This window comes from Polaromonas sp. (assembly GCF_012927415.1).
Lineage (GTDB): Bacteria > Pseudomonadota > Gammaproteobacteria > Burkholderiales > Burkholderiaceae_C > Polaromonas.
Genome location: NZ_JABBPF010000181.1, coordinates 1 through 16,817, shown reverse-complemented (window position 1 = coordinate 16,817; position 16,817 = coordinate 1). Strand labels below are relative to the sequence as shown.

Sequence of the window (16,817 nt, the reverse complement as noted above, 5' to 3'; positions counted from 1 at the left end):
ACATTCAAAATGGTTCTGCCTAGAATGTTTGACCTTTTCAGGAAAGACCTCACCTTAATGTCTCAGGGAATCATCCGCATTCGCGGCGCACGCCAGCACAACCTCAAAAACCTTGACCTGGATATCCGCACCGGCGAAATGACGGTAGTGACCGGCCCCAGTGGTTCGGGGAAATCCTCGCTGGTATTTGACACGCTGTTCGCCGAAGGCCAGCGGCGCTATGTGGAGACTTTTTCGGCCTACGCGCGGCAGTTTCTCGATCGCATGGACAAGCCGGCTGTTGACAAGGTCGAAGGCGTGCCGCCCGCCATTGCGATTGACCAGACCAATCCGGTACGCTCTTCCCGCTCGACCGTGGGCACCATGACCGAGCTCAATGACCACCTCAAATTGCTCTATGCCCGCGCGGCCCGGCTATTTGACCGGCAGACCGCGCAGGCCGTGCGGCACGACACACCCGAGTCGATTTATGCCGAGCTGATGGCGCGCACCCTCGACGGTGATCCAAGAGTCGTCATGACGTTTCCGGTCGAGCTACCGGGCAACACCAGTGCCGGGCAGCTTGAGCAATGGCTATCTGCCAGCGGTTTTACCCGCGTCCATGCGGAAAGAGAAATCAACACGCCGGCTGGTCCGCACAAGCTGATGGACGTGGTGGCCGACCGCTTTCGCCTGCACAGCACTGAAAAAATACGCGCCATCGAGGCGATAGAAACGGCCCTGAAGCGCGGCGGCCGGCTCAATGTGTATGTGCAGCAGCAGGACGCTGGCGGCGACAGCGCGCAGGACGAAATGTGGCGTTTTTCAACCGGTCTGCATTGCCCCGACAGTGACCTGCGTTATACCGATCCGACGCCCTCGCTGTTTTCCTTCAACTCGGCCATGGGGGCCTGCGAAACCTGCAAGGGCTTTGGCCGGGTGATCGGGGTGGATTACGGATTGGTGATTCCCAACGACAAGCTGACGCTGCGCGCTGGCGCCATCAAACCCATGCAGACGCCCGCCTGGAAGGAAGCACAGGACGATCTGATGCGCCACGCCGAAGCGGCGGGTATTCCGCGCGACACGCCCTGGTACAAACTCACGCCCGAGCAGCAAAGCTGGGTCATCAACGGTTCACCCAGCTGGAACGGCAAATGGAAGCAGCACTGGTTCGGCATCAAGCGATTTTTTGCCTACCTGGAAAGCAAGTCCTACAAGATGCACATCCGCGTGCTGCTGTCCAAGTACCGCAGCTACACACTGTGTGGAACCTGCGGCGGCGCTCGCCTCAAACTGGAGCCTTTGCTCTGGCGCATCGGTTCGAAAGAGGCTGCCGATGCGGTGCTGCCGGCCGTTCAGCGCCTCATGCCGGTGGGCGTTCAGTGGAGTCGCGGGCAGCTTGAAGCGCTGCCGGGCTTGTGCCTGCATGACTTGATGCGCCTGCCGATTGAGCGGCTGCAGCAGTTTTTCGGCAATCTTTCGCTGGAGGTGATGGGCGACGAAGCCGAGAGAAAAGCCCTGAAGTCCCTGTTTGAAGAGATCCGCACCCGCGTCAAATACCTTTGCGATGTCGGCATTGGTTATCTCACGCTGGACCGTCAGAGTCGCACGCTTTCAGGCGGTGAAGTGCAGCGCATCAACCTGACCACCGCGCTGGGCACGTCGCTGGTCAACACGCTGTTTGTGCTTGACGAGCCGTCCATCGGCCTGCACCCGCGGGACATGAACCGCATCACTCAGGCCATGCACCGGCTGCGCGATGCCGGCAACACACTGGTCGTGGTCGAGCACGACCCGGCAGTGATGATGGCAGCCGACCGCATGATCGACATGGGCCCCGGCCCGGGCGAGAAGGGCGGTCAGATCGTGTTTGACGGCACGCCCGAAGACCTCAGGCATGCTGACACGCTGACGGGTGCCTATCTGGGTGCGCGCAAGCAGGTCGGCATGGGCTTCAGGCGGGCGGTGACTGACAGCACGCCACGCTTGATTCTGGAAGGCGCGCGCGACCACAACCTGAAAAATCTGACAGTCGAGTTTCCGCTGCAGCGCCTGGTTTGCGTTACTGGTGTCAGCGGCTCGGGTAAATCCACGCTGATGCAGGACATCCTGGCACCCGCCTTGCTGCGCCAGTTTGGCAAGGCGACCGAAACGCCAGGCCTGCATGACCGCTTGATGGGCGCCGACCACCTGACCGACGTGGTGTTTGTTGACCAGTCGCCGATCGGCAAGACCGCTCGCTCCAATCCGGCCAGCTATGTAGGCGCCTGGGACGCCATGCGTGAATTGTTTGCGCAAGCCCCATTGGCCAGACAGCGCAGCTACACCGCCTCCAAATTCAGTTTCAACAACGGTGACGGACGTTGCCCGACTTGTGGCGGATCGGGTTTTGAACACGTTGAGATGCAGTTTTTGAGCGATGTCTATTTGCGTTGCCCCGATTGCGACGGCAAGCGCTATCGACCCGAAATTCTGGAGGTGACCATCGAGCGCAACGCCATCGGCCAGCTCAAGCCCAGGCTGCTGAACGTGTCCGACGTGCTCGACCTCACAGTCAGCGAGGCAGTGCAACTGTTTGCCCAAGACCGCGAGGTGGTACGCGCATTGCAGCCGATCGTCGATGTCGGCCTGGAATACGTGAAGCTGGGCCAGCCCGTGCCCACGCTTTCGGGCGGTGAGGCGCAGCGGCTCAAACTGGCTGGTTTCCTCGCCAACGCCAGCAAGACGGCCGGTAAAGGCAAAAGCGCCAGCAATCAGGCAATGGCTTTGAGATATCCCGGTCGCGGCACGCTATTTTTGTTTGACGAGCCGACCACCGGCCTTCATTTTGACGATATTGCCAAACTCATGCGCGCGCTGCGCAAGCTGCTCGAAGCCGGCAACTCTCTCATCGTCATCGAACACAACCTGGACGTGATCCGCTCGGCCGACTGGCTGATTGACTTGGGGCCGGAGGGCGGCGAAGCGGGCGGACTGCTGGTGGCCCAGGGCTCGCCTGAGGACGTCCGACAGCACCCGACCTCGCACACGGCGCTGGCGCTGCGCGAGTACGAGCTGGCCATGGGCCAGACGTACAAAGTTGAAGAGCAGCGGCCCAAGGCGTGGAAGACCCGACCGGCTTTCTCGAACATGATCCAGATCGTCAACGCCCGGGAAAACAACCTCAAGAGCTTGTCGGTCGATATTCCGCGCGGCAAATTCAATGTGGTGACCGGCGTGTCGGGTTCTGGCAAGTCCACGCTTGCCTTTGACATCCTGTTCAACGAAGGCCAGCGGCGCTATCTCGAATCGCTCAACGCCTACGCGCGCAGCATCGTGCAACCGGCCGGGCGGCCCGAGGTCGATGCGGTGTACGGGATTCCGCCTACCGTGGCGATCGAGCAGCGCCTGTCGCGCGGCGGGCGCAAATCGACCGTCGGCACGACCACCGAAGTCTGGCATTTTCTGCGCCTGCTCTACGTCAAGCTGGGCGTGCAGCACTGCACCAAAGACGGCGCTGCGGTGATGCCGCAAAGCCCCGAGAGCATTGCCGCGCAACTGCTCAAAACCTACCGAGGCCAGCATATCGGCCTGCTCGCTCCGCTGGTGATGAACCGCAAGGGCGTCTATACCGAGCTGGCTGACTGGGCACGGCCACGCGGCTACACGCACCTGCGGGTTGATGGTGAATTCTTGCCCACTACCGGCTTTCCGCGTATTGACCGATTCAAGGAACATACGCTCGAGCTGCCGATCGCCGACCTCCAGGTATCGCCCGACAACGAAGCCGCTTTGCGCGCGACTTTGGCCAGCGCGCTGGAGCACGGCAAGGGCGTGGTGCATGTGCTCGCGCCGCTTGATGGACTGCGCGGTGCGATGCTGGCCGGCAGCAGCGCAAAGGCGATTGGCAAGCTTGAAGCCTTCTCGACCCGGCGCGCCTGTCCCATCTGTTCTACCTCTTACCCTGAACTTGACCCGCGCCTGTTTAGTTACAACAGCAAGCACGGCTGGTGCCCCGATTGCGTGGGAACAGGCGTCAAGCTCACCAAAGACCAGCGCAAAGTGTTTGACGATTCGGTGCTGGGCGTTGACGACAACAAGGGGCGCGAGCAGACCTTTGGTGAACCCGAAACCGACGACGTGCTCGACGCCGTCTGCCCGAGCTGCGAAGGCACGCGCCTCAATGCCCAGGCAAGAGCCGTGAAATTTGCCGGCGTCGGCATCGCCGAAATTGCTGCCTTGTCGGTGACTGATGTGCGCGCCTGGGTTGATCAGCTGGCGCTGGCGGGACGCGAGGCTGGCATTGCCCGCGACCTGATTCCGGAAATCAAAAGCCGGCTGGAATTCCTTGAAAATGTCGGGCTGGGCTACCTCACGCTGGACCGGGGCGCGCCCACGCTGTCGGGCGGTGAAGCGCAGCGCATCCGGCTTGCGGCGCAGCTTGGCTCCAATCTGCAGGGCGTCTGTTATGTGCTCGATGAGCCCACCATCGGCCTGCATCCGCGCGACAACCAGATTTTGCTCGGCGCTTTAGCCAAGCTCAGTGAACGCGGCAACACGCTGGTGGTGGTCGAGCACGACGAGGACACCATACGCCGCGCCGACAATATCATCGACATCGGCCCGGGTGCGGGCAAGCGTGGCGGGCAGCTGGTGGCGCAAGGTAGCGTTTCACAGCTCTCTGGCGTACCGGAGTCTCTGACCGGCCGCTACCTGGCGCATCCGTTGATTCACCCGCTGCAAATTCGCCGCGAAACGCGGACGGGAGGCGCCGTTGCGGAACCGGGCCCAGACGCCCCCTCGGCGGGCTCATCGAGCGCAGCCGCCGCAAAACCGCTTGGCAAGCAGGCAAAAGCCGTCCTGAAAGCGCAGGCCATCAAGGCCGCGGCAGCCAGCGCAAGCGTTTTGCACAACGCCGCCCCGGTTGCAGCCAGCCCCTACACCTCCTGGCTCGCGGTCGCCGACGCCACGCTGCACAACCTGAAAAACGTCTCTGTCGATGTGCCGCTGAATCGGCTGGTCGCGGTCACAGGCGTGTCCGGCTCGGGCAAGTCAACCTTGGCGCGCGATGTGCTGCTGACCAATGTGCATGCCGCGGTCATGCAACGATCGACCCGAGCGGGACGCGCGGCCGACGACGCGGGCAAACACCCGGCCTGGACCGGTTGCGAAAGCATTGATGGCTACCAGGCCGTTGACCGCGTGCTCGAAGTTGACCAGACGCCCATCGGCAAAACGCCGCGCTCCTGCCCGGCCACCTACATCGGCTTCTGGGACACGGTGCGCAAGCTATTCGCCGACACGCTCGAAGCGCGTGCGCGTGGGTATGCGGCGGGGCGCTTTTCCTTCAACACCGGCGAAGGCCGCTGCCCGACCTGCGAAGGTGCGGGCGTGCGCACCATCGGCATGAGCTTTCTGCCCGACGTCAAAGTGCTGTGCGAAACCTGCCACGGCGCCCGCTTTAACCCCGAAACGCTGGCTGTCACCTGGCGCGGCAAAAGCATCGGCGACGTACTGAAAATGGAAGTCGATGAGGCCGTGGACTTCTTCGCCTCCATGCCCGCCATCGGCCACCCGCTGCAACTGCTGAAAGATGTGGGCCTGGGCTACCTAACGCTTGGCCAGCCTTCGCCGACGCTGTCAGGCGGCGAAGCGCAGCGCATCAAGCTGGTGACCGAACTGAGCAAGGTGCGCGACGACATCACCCGGCGCGGCCAGAAGGCGCCGCACACGCTTTACGTGCTCGACGAGCCGACGGTGGGCCTGCACATGGCCGATGTAGAAAAGCTGATCCAGGTCTTGCACCGTCTCGTCAATGGTGGGCATAGCGTGATCGTGATCGAGCACGACCTCGACGTGATCGCCGAGGCCGACTGGGTGATTGACCTGGGGCCGGATGGCGGCAACGCCGGTGGCCGGGTTGTGGCGTCCGCGCCGCCGGAGGCGGTGGTGAAGTTGGGCACGCACACCGGCAATGCGCTCAGGAACGTGCTACTGCGGACTGCCTGATTGCAGGGTCCGCAATGGGCGGAGAAAACCTCAAGCGAAGAGGAGCGCTCATGCTCTAGGCTTGTTTCGCTCAAAAGGTTGGACTGGATGATCGAGGCTGGTTACATACATGCAGGCTTACAGGCTTACGCGATCATTCACTACAAACATCGCATGAACTTTTTTCTACGATTGAGCATCAGCAACCCTTTTGGATCAATCATGAAAAACCGTTTACCCGCTTTTGTGATCTGCGCCGCCGCTGCCTCGCTGCTCGCCGGCTGCGGTGGTGGGGGCGACGAGCCACAGCCCTCCGACGCCGATTCGCTGATCACCGTGACGGCGGCCACGGTAGCGGGCCAGAACGGGTTTTACGGAAGCAGCCAGGTCGGCCTTTCCGATGTGGAAAAAATATTTGATATCTCCAACACCACCTGCGTGTTTTCCTTCAACAACCTGAGCAAGTTCCGGGACGGCGCCGTCACCATGTCGGGCAAAGTCGCATACCGGGAAGGCGCCACGACTCTCAGCCGCCTCGAAGTCACTGTCAACGGCATTGTGTACGCATCAGGCGCGGTGGACGATAGCGTGGTCGATCGCCGCAACGACCGGGTCGCCTTCAAGAACAAGGTGCTGTCATCGACCGCATCAGATACCAATACGTTGACCGTCACCGGAGCCATACCAATGCGCGGCAACCGCCCCTCGGGTTGCTGATGTGCAAGGCCGATGCGCGGCCGCCTGAAAAAAGTTGGACCCTACCCAACGGCAGAGCGCGCCAACAAGTGCGAGCAACTGTTCTGGGGTAGCCCCGCCAAAAGTCTGATTGCCCAAAATTCTGATTACTATTAAATAAATAGCAATACAAGACCGTATCCGTTGGACAAGAGGCTTGAAAAGCACAAAAAACGACTGAAACGGACTTGAAGCCAGTGTGCTGGTATCTGGGCTGCCTTTCTGATGTGGCGAGCCTCATCACACTGCAAAACCGCCACTTCATCTTTACAGAGGCGCATTCCAAGTTCGCCAATACCACCGTCGCCCGCGAGAAAGCATCGGCCGAAAAGCGGGGTCTGGCAAAACTCGCCTGATGCAGCCTCACGCGTCAGGCAGTGCGCGCGGTCAGTAGCGCGGCCGCCACTTCGGCAAAGCCTGCGCCGCGCTCGCCCTCGGTGATGTAGCGCGGCGCGCGCGTCAGCTGCGCTTCAAAGCGCCGCACATTGGCCACGCCCACCGAGTTATCAAAAGCTTCGAACATCAGCTGGTCGTTGGTCGAATCGCCAACGTAAACCCAACGGTCCATTTCCGCGTTCAATTCGCGGCCCAGCAGCTCGCGCACAATCCAGCGCGCGCCATCGAGCTTGTTGTGCGTGCCAAACCAGCCGTTGATGTGGATCGAGCTGACGGTCGCATTCATGCCCTCGCCGTGCATGATCCGCAGCACCTGCGCGATCTGTTCGGCTGGCAGATGCGTAAATTCGCTGTGATCGACGGCCATATCGGTTTCGCGGCCGGGACTGTCGTCTGACAGCCTGGCGCCAGGCACTTCCCGCATCACGCGTCGCGCCACTCGCTGCATTCGTCGATCGTTGGCGCGTCGCGTCGATTCATCCTGTTGATATAGTTTTGATAGCAAAGCATGACCGTATTCATTGGACCTGCCGGCATTTTTTTTTAAAAAAATTGCTGCGGCGCCATTTTCGGCGACGATGGCGTCCACCGGCCACTCCAGGGCGAAGGGCGTGCTCCAGCCGACCGGTCTGCCGGTTATGGCAATGACGTACAGGCCCGCCGCTTGTAGCGCCACCAGTGCCGCCAGCGCATCGGCCGTGATGGCGCCGTCCGTCGTCAGCGTGTCGTCAATGTCGGTTAAAACGCCGATGATGAGGCGACGTGCTTGCAGTGGCCAGTCCTTCAGTGGGTGCATCATTCGAATTTTCGCATGCGGTTTTTGCTCCCAAGCCACCGTTTTCCAGTGTTCTGTACAATGCCAGTTCTCCTGAGGAGCGTTGCAACCCACTGCATGTGGTCCAGGCTCAGGATTGACATTCGCAACCACGCTCACCCGCATGTGCCTTGACGCCGGGTGAGTCATACAAACCAGACCCCCCAATTTAAGGTCCAAGCGCGTGGCTATTTTGCCCAATTGACGCCGATTTTGGAGAATCCTGATGAACGCCGTATTGAAACCCACCCTGACCCGCCCTGATTACGTGATCGCCGACCTGTCCCTCGCCGCCTGGGGCCGCAAGGAGCTGAAGATCGCCGAAACCGAAATGCCCGGCCTGATGGCCATTCGCGAAGAGTTTGCAAAGGCCCAGCCTTTGAAAGGCGCGCGCATCACCGGCTCGCTGCACATGACCATACAGACCGGCGTGCTGATTGAAACGCTGCAGGCGCTGGGCGCCGAAGTGCGCTGGGCTTCTTGCAACATATTCTCGACGCAAGACCATGCCGCCGCCGCGATCGCCGAGCGAGGCACGCCCGTGTTTGCCATCAAAGGCGAAACCCTGGCCGATTATTGGGACTACACCCACCGCATCTTTGAATTCACCGGCGCCAGAGGCACGCCGGGAGAAGGTCCGAACATGATTCTGGACGACGGCGGCGATGCTACGTTGCTAATGCACTTGGGCACCCAGGCTGAAACCGACGCCAGCCTGATCTCCAAGCCTGGCAGCGAAGAAGAAATCTGCCTGTTCAACGCCATCAAGGCCAAATTGGCCCAAGACGGCACCTGGTATAGCCGCCGCCTGAAAAACATTGTCGGCGTGACCGAGGAAACCACCACCGGCGTGCTGCGCCTGAACGAAATGTCGGCCAAAGGCCATCTGGCCCTGCGCGCCATCAACGTCAACGATTCGGTCACCAAATCCAAATTCGACAACCTCTACGGTTGCCGCGAATCACTGGTCGACGCGATCAAGCGCGCCACCGACGTGATGATTGCCGGCAAGGTCGCCTGCGTGGCCGGCTACGGTGATGTGGGCAAGGGTTCGGCCCAGGCGCTGCGCGCGCTGAGCGCCCAGGTATGGGTCACCGAAATCGACCCGATCAACGCGCTGCAGGCCGCGATGGAAGGCTACAAGGTCGTGACCATGGAATACGCGGCCGACAAGGCTGATATTTTTGTGTCGGCCACCGGCAACAAAAACGTGATTACCTATGAGCATATGGCGGCCATGAAAGACCAGGCCATCGTCTGCAACATCGGCCACTTCGACAATGAAATCGACGTCGTGTCGCTGGAAAAATGCAGCTGGGAAGAGATCAAGCCACAGGTTGACCATGTGATTTTCCCGGACGGCAAGCGCATCATTTTGCTGGCCAAGGGCCGACTGGTGAACCTGGGTTGCGGCACCGGCCACCCCAGCTTCGTGATGTCGTCAAGCTTTGCCAACCAGACAATTGCGCAGATCGAGCTGTTCACCAAGCAGGCTGATTACGAAGTCGGCAAGGTCTACGTGCTGCCCAAGCATCTGGATGAAAAAGTCGCGCGTCTGCACCTGAAAAAGGTGGGCGCCATGTTGAGCGAGCTGAGCGACGAGCAGGCGGCCTACATTGGCGTGTCCAAAGCGGGCCCCTACAAGGCCAATGCCTACCGCTATTGATGCGGCCTGGGTGGCCTGGTTTCGGGCTGCCCTTCGCGTTGCTTCTGTTGCCGGAATTCCTGGAGTCTCATGCGTGCTGATCTATTTATTGTCGAACACGGCCATGCCACCACCCGCTCCCAGGCCCAGCGCCTGATTACCTCGGGCGTGCAATGGCGCGTGGATGAGGCTGTGGGCTGGAAAAAGGTCGCCAAGAATGGTGATGAAATTCCTGCTGACGCCGAGTTGCAGGTGCTCGATACCACCGAGGCGAAATACATCTCGCGTGGCGGCCTCAAGCTCGAAGGCGCGCTGAAAGACACCGGTCTGGACGTGCACGGCTTGCGTTGCCTCGATATTGGCCAGTCAACCGGCGGTTTTACCGATTGCCTGTTGCAGCACGGCGCTTTGGGGGTCATCGGTGTGGACGTGGGCCATGGCCAGCTCCATGAAAGCCTGCGCGGCGACGCGCGCGTAGTGTGCATCGAGGGGGTGAACGCCCGATCACTCACGGCCGGCGACCTGGCGAAGCATTATCGTCGCGCCCTGCATGTCAGCAGTGACAGCGAGGACGACTTTGAGGATGTCGCTGAAGCTGACGAAGGCGCGGCACTCGAGGGCTTCGATCCGGTGTTCGATTTCCTCACGGGCGACCTGTCCTTCATCTCGCTGACGTTGGTGCTTCCCGCCGTGGTGCGCCTGCTCAAGACCGATGGTCATCTGCTGATGCTGGTCAAGCCCCAGTTTGAGTTGCAGCCAGGACAGGTAGGCAAGGGCGGTATCGTGCGTGACGCGGCATTGTTCGAGTTTGTCGAAAAGCGCCTGCGCGATAGCTGCGCCGACTTGGGCCTTCATGTGCTGAAGTGGCTGGAATCGCCGATTGCCGGCGGCGACGGCAACCGGGAGTTTTTTATTCATGCCCAAAAGGGCCACGAGGCTTTCGGCGAAGACCAGCCACTGGCTGCGGCACCGGTGCGCAAGGCGCCCAAGCGGCTGCCGCGAAGTGCGCAGCGGCTGTCCTACGAGCCACACGAAGACCCGGAAGCCGCCCATGCGGGCCAGCCCGGCCCGGCGCGCCGCAAGCAGCGCGAGAAGAAATTCGAAGACGACAACCAAGCGAGTGATTGAGAGTTTGCGATGACCCTTCCCATCAGTTTCGAGTTCTTCCCGCCCAAGACGGCAGAAGGTGCTGACAAGCTGCGTCTGACGCGCCAGGCGCTTTATAGCCATCGGCCAGAGTTTTGCTCGGTCACCTTTGGTGCGGGCGGCTCAACCCAGGAAGGCACTTTCGGCACCGTCCGGGAAATTCTGGAAGAGGGTGTGGCTGCTGCCTGCCATTTTTCGTGCGTGGGCGCAACCAAGGCCACGGTGCGCCAGCAGCTGGCCGTTTTGCAGGCCATGGGCGTCAAGCGCCTAGTGGCGCTGCGCGGTGATTTGCCCAGCGGTTACGGCATCGGAGGCGAGTTCCATTACGCCAGCGACCTGGTGGCTTTTATCCGTGCCGAAACCGGTGAGGCTTTCCACATCGAAGTGGGCGCCTACCCGGAAATCCATCCGCAGGCGAAATCAGCCGATGCCGACCTCAAGGCTTTTGTCACCAAAGTCAAGGCGGGGGCCAATTCAGCCATCACGCAGTATTTTTTCAATGCCGATGCTTACCTCCGCTTCGTTGATGATGCAAGGCGGCTTGGTGCCGATGTGCCGGTGGTGCCGGGCATCATGCCGATTACCAGTTCGACGCAGCTGATGCGCTTCAGCGACGCTTGCGGGGCGGAAATTCCGCGCTGGATCCGCCTGCGCCTGCAGGGCTTTGGCGACGACACTTTGTCGATCCGGAGTTTTGGCCTCGACGTGATGACGGCGCTGTGCGAGCAGCTCTGCACGGCCGGTGTGCCGGGCATTCACTTTTACACCATGAACCAGGCAGCGGCGACAACAGAGATCATTCGCCGCCTCAAGCTGGCTTGAACGCTGGTTTTGGAACCATGCGCCGGGCTTGCATCAAGCACTGGATTGCCGCAGCGCTGTTCTCGGCGCTGTCAGGCTGCGCGGTGGCGCCCCAGTCAATGCCGCCCTTGTCGGAGCAGTTGCCTGAAGCATCCCCGCCGCTGCCATCGCCGTCCGGGCCCGCTGGCTCCATCGCCAAGCGAATCCTTGAGCGGCTTCACGAGCCATTTTTTCTGCCAGAGGCGTCGCAGTCCGCCGTGCAAGCCGAGCCCGGCGGCGTGGATGAAAAATATCAGCTAACCGGAGAAGCCGCGCGGGAGCTGGAGCGCGGCCGTGCTTCCTGGTACGGTGCTAGCTTTCATGGCCGTCTTACCGCCAATGGCGAACGCTACGACAAATATGCGCTGACGGCCGCTCACAAGACCCTTCCTTTCGGCACGGTGGTTCGGGTGCGAAGCCTGACACTTGGCCGTGAAGTGGACGTCCGCATCAATGACCGTGGTCCGTTTGCCCCCGGGCGTGTGATTGACGTTAGCCAGGCGGCAGCGGAAGCTCTGGGCTTGACGGCGGCAGGCGTTGCCGAGGTGTCGCTGAATCTGGCCGAATCCACACTGCAGGCCATGCAGGCGCCGGGATCGGTTCGCAAAACCCGAAGCCCCCGAACCAAAGCAAAAGCAAAAGCCAAAACCAGGCTCATGCGGCATTCTCCAGCCGTGAAGCAACCCTGACTTCCTGATTATTTCCGCCGGGGTTTGCCGCTGCACGTCATGGCGGCTGACTTTATCCTTCAGGATCAGCGGGATAATTGAAACAGCCGCCGCGAAGTGTTGCAACTTACTAGAATTTCAGTAATTCCTGAAACTTCAGTACCTCGCACCATGAACCTTGCTCCCCTTACACAGCGTTTCGTTCTTCACTTCGGGGAGATGGGCAGCCGTTGGGGCATCAACCGCACCGTGGGGCAGATTTATGCCTTGTTGTACGTATCGCCCCGCGCACTCAATGCCGATGACATTGGCGAAGCGCTGTCTTTTTCCCGCTCCAACGTCAGTATGGGCCTGAAAGAGTTGCAGTCGTGGAACCTGGTGCGGCTGCAGCACCTGCCCAATGACAGGCGCGAGTATTTCCAGGCCCCTGAAGATGTCTGGGCGATTTTCCGTACGCTGGCCGAAGAGCGGCGCAAGCGCGAGATTGACCCGACGCTGTCCATGCTGCGCGACGCGCTGATGGAGCAGCCGTTTGGTCAGGACGACCTGCATGCACAGGGCCGCATGAAGCAGATGCACGACCTGATCGAGTTGATGACCGGCTGGCTGGCCGACGTGCAGAAGATGGACTCAGGCACGCTGGTCAGCCTGATGAAGATGGGCGCCAAGGTGCAAAAGCTGCTGGAAGTCAGGGACAAGGTCAGCAGTACTGTCAAGGCAGGTTTTACCGGCCGTGCCTTGATGAAACCTGTGGCGCTGGAGCCAGCGACACTTTGCGATGAAAACAGGAGTTGATCATGGATGGACTTGACGCAGTTGTTCTGGCCCGGATTCAGTTTGCGGCCAACATGAGCTTTCACATTCTTTTTCCGACCATCAGCATCTCGCTGGCCTGGGTGCTGCTGTTTTTCAAGCTGCGCTTCGTCAAGACCGGTCAACAGCATTGGATGGACGCCTACCAGTTCTGGGTCAAGATTTTTGCGCTGACCTTTGCACTGGGTGTGGTCAGCGGCATCACCATGAGTTTTCAGTTTGGCACCAACTGGCCGGGCTTCATGGAAAAAGTCGGCAACATTGCCGGGCCGTTGCTGGCCTACGAAGTGCTGACCGCCTTTTTCCTGGAAGCCACCATGCTGGGCGTAATGCTCTTTGGTCGGGCCCGCGTCAGTGAAAGAATGCACACCGTCGCGACGTTGCTGGTGGCCGGCGGTACCACGCTGTCGGCGTTCTGGATTCTGGCGCTGAACTCCTGGATGCATACACCCGCCGGGTTTGAAATGATTGACGGGAAGGCCCACGTCACGAGCTGGTTCGAAGTGATCTTTAACCCGTCGTTTCCCTACCGCTTCACGCACATGCTACTGGCGTCCGGCCTCACGGTGGCCTTCCTGGTGGCCGGAGTTTCGGCCTACCGCTGGCTGCGCAAGGAGCGTTGCGCCGAGGTCATGGCCAGCCTGAGAACCGGGATTTACCTGGCTGCAATCCTGATTCCCATGCAGATTGTTGCCGGCGATCTTCACGGCTTGAACACGCTGGAGCACCAGCCGGCGAAGCTGGCCGCCATGGAGGGTATCTGGCAAACGCAAAAAGGCGTTCCTGCCGTGCTGTTTGCCCTGCCTGATCAAAAGGCCCATGAAAATCGTTATGAAATTGCCATACCCAAGCTCGCGTCGCTCTACCTGACCCACAGTCTCGACGGCGAGGTCAAGGGATTGAATGAATTTGAAGGCAAACATCCGCCGGTCGCGCCGGTTTTCTGGGCTTTTCGCATCATGGTGGGCATGGGCTTGCTGATGCTGGCCGTGAGCTGGTCCAGTCTGCTGCAACTGGCGCCCTGGAAGAAAGACCCGGCCCGCACGCTCAAACGCTGGCAGGCGATGATTTTGGTGGCGATGACCTTTGCTGGCTGGGTCGCATTGATTGCGGGCTGGTACACCACCGAAATCGGCAGGCAGCCCTGGCTGGTGTCTGGCGTGCTGACCGCCGCCGACGCGGCCTCAAAAGTTGTCGCGCCCAAAATCGCCCTCACGCTCGCGCTGTATCTGACGCTTTATGCCGCGCTGATCGTGGCTTACGTCTCGGTCGTGTTTTATCTGGCACGGCACAAGACCCAGGCGAACAGTCCTTTTGGCAGCGGGATGGAAAACACGCCTAATCCGGTGACCTATCCGGAAAAAGAGGTCAGGCTAAAAGGAGTCGCTCATGCTTGATTTGGCGCCTGATTTGACACAAGCCGCCGGCTGGATGCCCATCGTCTTTTTGGGCGTCATGGGCCTGGCGATGCTGGCGTATGTCATTCTGGACGGCTACGACCTTGGCGTGGGCGTGCTGATGCGGCGCGTCAGCGAAGACGACAAGGACAGCATGATCGCCAGCATCGGCCCGTTCTGGGATGCCAATGAAACATGGCTGGTGCTTGGCGTCGGCATCTTGCTCACCGTGTTTCCGATGGCGCACGGTGTCATTCTGGGCGCCCTGTATTTGCCGGTGGCCATGATGCTGATCGGGCTGACCTTGCGCGGCGTGGCCTTTGACTTCAGGGTCAAGGCGCGCGCGGCGCACAAGCCGCTGTGGAACAGGGCCTTTTACGCTGGTTCCCTGATGGCGGGCTGGTCGCAAGGTTACATGCTCGGTTCGCTGATTACCGGCTTTGCCTCCACTGGCTGGGTGGTGGCCTTCAACGCTGTGATTGGGCTGGCGCTGTTGTCCGCTTACTGCCTGCTGGGCGCGGGATGGCTCATCATCAAGTCCGGTGGGGCCTTGCAACTTCAGGCGGTGCGCTGGGCGCGCGGCAGTCTGCTGTTCACCATGGCAGGTGTTGCCGCCATATCACTGGCCACGCCACTGGTCAGCCGCACGATTTTCGACAAGTGGTTTGCTTTTCCCAATATCGTGTTGCTGCTGCCCATTCCAGCCGCCACAGCCGTGCTGTTTTGGGTAATTCACCGTAGCCTGCAACGCCTGCCAACGCGTCTGGCGCAGGGCAATGAATATGGCATCTGGGTGCCTTTTGGCGCCACGATAGGGGTTTTTTTACTGGCGTTTTACGGCTTGGCTTACAGCCTCTTTCCGTGGCTGGTCATAGACCGCATCAATATCTGGCAGGCTGCCATTGCGCCGGAATCGATGGGCGTCATTCTGGCGGGCGCGGCGGTGGTGTTGCCCATGATCGTTGGTTACACGGTATTTGCCTACCGCGTTTTCTGGGGCAAGAGCGCCGCGCTGAAATACTAGTCGGACAGGATTAGCCGCCGTGTTCCAGAGTGAAGCCGGCGTTGCGGTCCTGGCCAAGCAGCGCGACCATCTGCGGCAGGGCAGCTTGCAGTTCAGATTTCAGCGTGTGCGGCGGGTTGATGATAAACATGCCGCTGGCGGGCAGGCCGGGGCGCACCACTTCGCCTTCGGTATCGGTCGTCAGCTTGCTCGATTTGACGGTGAGCGTGGCATGCAGCCAGCTCCGGCCTGCCTTCACCGCCAGCGTCTTGAGCTTGCGCGGCAGGTCGTGCGCTTCCGGCCTCGGGATAATGGGATACCAGACCACATAAGTGCCGGTCGCAAAGCGCTTGACGGCGTCGGACATGCAGGCCGACACGCGCAGATAGTCGGTCTTCATTTCATAGCTCGGATCGCACAGCACCATGGCCCGGCGCGCTGGTGGCGGCAAAAATGTCTTGAGGGCTTCGAAACCATCTTCACGCGTCACTGTGACCTGGCGGCCAACGCCGAGCTGCTCGATATTGCCGGCCAATGACTTGAAATCGGTCGGGTGCAGCTCAAACAGCTTGAGCTTGTCGCGCCCGCTCAGGAATTGCTGCTCGATAAAAGGCGAGCCGGGGTAAATCTTCAGGTGCAGGGGATCCCCGGTCTGGGCGAACTGCGGATTAAGGCTGCGCAACACGTCAAGATAGTCCTGCAGGGCGGGCGCCCAGGCAAAATCGCTGACGGCCGGGGAAGTGGCTGCGGATTCCACAGTCGTCGCTCCAGTTTCGGAGTGCACTGGATTTGCTATTGTTTTGGTAGCTCGTACTGGCCGTATTGCCTGGACCTGATCGACTTTTGATTGCGAAATGAGTTTGAAGACACCTTCGCTCGCTTCGCCGCTGGTCTCGGTGTAGTCGCCGTCAAGTCGGTACAGGCCGGCACCCGCGTGGGTGTCAATAACAGTCAGCGCCGTGTCTTTCTGGGTCAGGTACTTCATTAACGCAATCAAGGTGGTGTGCTTGAGAACGTCGGCATGGTTGCCTGCATGGAAGGCGTGGCGGTAGGAAAACATGGCTATATCGTACCTTCTCGCAACAGTGAACCCCTGGAAAATTGACGCAAGCCCTTGATAGTTCATATAATCACAGGCTCGGCAGCGCACCTGTGGTTCCGCGGCAGAGTTGCTTGAAAACACTTTTAGGACCTGTTCCTTGAGGCGAATGCAGGCAAATGACCACCTAAGAGGTTCTCACTAGAGGAACGCCGACCGTGGAAAAGAACCCGACAAACCTCCTTTTAAATAAGAGAAACTCATGAAAACCTTCAGCGCCAAACCCGCTGACGTGACGCACGAGTGGTTTGTGATTGACGCGACCGACAAGGTCCTCGGACGAGTAGCCAGCGAAGTTGCTCTCCGTTTGCG

At 60.4% G+C, this 16,817-nt stretch carries 12 protein-coding genes, 1 pseudogene and 1 riboswitch; of the genes and pseudogenes, 11 read left to right on the top strand and 2 right to left on the bottom strand.

Features of this window, described 5'->3' with window-relative positions; all coding sequences use genetic code 11:
* Positions 1 to 57 precede the first annotated feature (57 nt).
* The 3 genes from uvrA (at position 58) to HHJ19_RS15105 (ending at position 7,040) form a co-directional block, all read left to right on the top strand.
* Positions 58 to 5,970: an excinuclease ABC subunit UvrA gene (gene uvrA / locus HHJ19_RS15115; protein ID WP_296908694.1), complete on the top strand. Its 5,913-nt coding sequence runs from the start codon at positions 58 to 60 to the stop codon at positions 5,968 to 5,970.
* A gap of 201 nt (positions 5,971 to 6,171) precedes the next feature.
* Positions 6,172 to 6,666 carry a hypothetical protein gene (locus HHJ19_RS15110; RefSeq protein ID WP_296908693.1) on the top strand — a complete coding sequence of 165 codons (495 nt, stop codon included), beginning with the start codon at positions 6,172 to 6,174 and terminating at the stop codon, positions 6,664 to 6,666.
* A 245-nt stretch (positions 6,667 to 6,911) separates the two neighbouring features.
* Positions 6,912 to 7,040, top strand: coding sequence for a hypothetical protein (locus HHJ19_RS15105; protein WP_296908692.1), 129 nt, complete (start codon positions 6,912 to 6,914; stop codon positions 7,038 to 7,040).
* 14 nt (positions 7,041 to 7,054) lie between these two features.
* Here the strand turns inward: HHJ19_RS15105 and HHJ19_RS15100 are convergent, their stop codons facing one another.
* Positions 7,055 to 7,876, bottom strand: coding sequence for an HAD-IIB family hydrolase (locus HHJ19_RS15100; protein ID WP_296908711.1), 822 nt, complete (start codon positions 7,874 to 7,876; stop codon positions 7,055 to 7,057).
* Positions 7,877 to 7,944: 68 nt separating this feature from the next.
* A riboswitch (S-adenosyl-L-homocysteine riboswitch) is annotated at positions 7,945 to 8,019 on the top strand.
* Positions 8,020 to 8,120: 101 nt separating this feature from the next.
* On the opposite strand from HHJ19_RS15100, the gene ahcY reads away from it, so the two are divergent.
* The 7 genes from ahcY (at position 8,121) to HHJ19_RS15065 (ending at position 15,427) form a co-directional block, all read left to right on the top strand.
* Entirely contained in the window at positions 8,121 to 9,560 is a 1,440-nt protein-coding gene (ahcY, locus tag HHJ19_RS15095; RefSeq protein ID WP_296908691.1) for an adenosylhomocysteinase, read from the top strand.
* A gap of 69 nt (positions 9,561 to 9,629) precedes the next feature.
* Positions 9,630 to 10,667 carry a TlyA family RNA methyltransferase gene (locus tag HHJ19_RS15090; protein WP_296908690.1) on the top strand — a complete coding sequence of 346 codons (1,038 nt, stop codon included), beginning with the start codon at positions 9,630 to 9,632 and terminating at the stop codon, positions 10,665 to 10,667.
* Positions 10,668 to 10,676: 9 nt separating this feature from the next.
* A complete protein-coding gene (gene metF, locus HHJ19_RS15085) occupies positions 10,677 to 11,507 on the top strand; it encodes a methylenetetrahydrofolate reductase [NAD(P)H] (RefSeq protein WP_296908689.1) in 831 nt (276 codons plus the stop codon).
* A 17-nt stretch (positions 11,508 to 11,524) separates the two neighbouring features.
* On the top strand, positions 11,525 to 12,214 hold the full coding sequence (locus tag HHJ19_RS15080; protein ID WP_296908688.1) for a septal ring lytic transglycosylase RlpA family protein: 690 nt from the start codon (positions 11,525 to 11,527) through the stop codon (positions 12,212 to 12,214).
* 150 nt (positions 12,215 to 12,364) lie between these two features.
* Positions 12,365 to 12,988, top strand: a complete 624-nt coding sequence (locus HHJ19_RS15075; RefSeq protein ID WP_296908687.1) for a GbsR/MarR family transcriptional regulator — start codon at positions 12,365 to 12,367, stop codon at positions 12,986 to 12,988.
* Between the two features lie 2 nt (positions 12,989 to 12,990).
* A complete protein-coding gene (locus tag HHJ19_RS15070; RefSeq protein ID WP_296908686.1) occupies positions 12,991 to 14,403 on the top strand; it encodes a cytochrome ubiquinol oxidase subunit I in 1,413 nt (470 codons plus the stop codon).
* Positions 14,396 to 15,427 carry a cytochrome d ubiquinol oxidase subunit II gene (locus HHJ19_RS15065; RefSeq protein ID WP_296908685.1) on the top strand — a complete coding sequence of 344 codons (1,032 nt, stop codon included), beginning with the start codon at positions 14,396 to 14,398 and terminating at the stop codon, positions 15,425 to 15,427. The genes HHJ19_RS15070 and HHJ19_RS15065 overlap by 8 nt, the downstream gene beginning before the upstream one ends.
* Before the next feature lie 10 nt (positions 15,428 to 15,437).
* Here the strand turns inward: HHJ19_RS15065 and rlmJ are convergent, their stop codons facing one another.
* Positions 15,438 to 16,466 carry a 23S rRNA (adenine(2030)-N(6))-methyltransferase RlmJ gene (rlmJ, locus tag HHJ19_RS15060; RefSeq protein ID WP_296908684.1) on the bottom strand — a complete coding sequence of 343 codons (1,029 nt, stop codon included), beginning with the start codon at positions 16,464 to 16,466 and terminating at the stop codon, positions 15,438 to 15,440.
* Positions 16,467 to 16,707: 241 nt separating this feature from the next.
* On the opposite strand from rlmJ, the pseudogene HHJ19_RS15055 reads away from it, so the two are divergent.
* Positions 16,708 to 16,817: pseudogene (locus HHJ19_RS15055) on the top strand (uL13 family ribosomal protein); the annotation flags it as partial.